This window comes from Vibrio sp. 811 (assembly GCF_033339195.1).
In genome coordinates this window covers 1-892 of the sequence record NZ_JAWOUB010000188.1, presented here as the reverse complement: position 1 = coordinate 892, position 892 = coordinate 1, and the positions used below count along the sequence as shown (strand labels likewise).

Annotated in this window: 1 protein-coding gene and 1 pseudogene; both read right to left on the bottom strand. The window is 47.3% G+C overall.

What is annotated here, in order from left to right:
• The coding region (locus tag R7Q46_RS25735; protein ID WP_318078023.1) for an iron chelate uptake ABC transporter family permease subunit at positions 1-707 on the bottom strand (707 nt) is incomplete at its 3' end.
• Between the two features lie 22 nt (positions 708-729).
• Positions 730-892 (bottom strand): annotated as a pseudogene (locus R7Q46_RS25730) (siderophore ABC transporter substrate-binding protein); the annotation flags it as partial.

The following is an 892-nucleotide window of genomic DNA, read 5'->3' as shown; positions in this document are numbered from 1 at the left end:
AACTGACCAACTATCATCACCACACTTGCGGACATTATGGACACCAACAGCACGCCAATCGTAACCACTTGCTGATAGTTCAAACCCAAGTTCACGGCAAAGTCTTTACCAATACCGACCGCAGAGATTCTTGCGGCAAACAAGTAACTTAGAATCACCATCGGAACCGCAATGTAAAGCAGTTCAAAATCCCCCCGCAAAATGTTGGCGAAGTTCGCGACCGACCAAGCACTCAAGCTTTGGAGCGCATCGTACTTGTAGGCGATGAACGTGGTCATCGATTCAATAACGTTACCGAAAATGATCCCGACGAGCGGTACAAACACCACACTTTTGAATTGGATACGTTGGATGAAATGCACAAACGTAAGCGTTCCGAGCACGGAGATACCAAACACCAACCAAAGATGATCACCATCGCCAAAGAACACCACGCTCATTACGTAGCCCAACATGGCACACTCGATTGTCCCCGTGGTCGAAGGCGCGGCAAAACGGTTTTGGCTGATCTGCTGCATCACAAGGCCAGCGATACTCAGCCCTGCCCCAGCAAGCAAAATCGCGAACAAACGAGGAATACGGCTAGTAAAGAAAAGCTCTAATGCTTTTGCATCACCAGAAAACAATTGTTGGGGCGTCATATCTGCCACCCCAACAAACAACGAAACCGTGCTTAAAACCACAAGGGTTAGCAATAACTTTTTCAAAGTTAACCTCTGCTAGCCGGGCTTAAAGATCGACGGTGTTTTTGATCTCGTTGACCATTTTTTCTGTCGCAGTCACGCCTGACATAGCCAAGTACCACGCATCTACATCCAAGAACGTAATTTTTTGGTTCTTGTATGCCGTCGTCGCTTTCACCAAATCATTGTCCATCGACTTACGAAGGTCT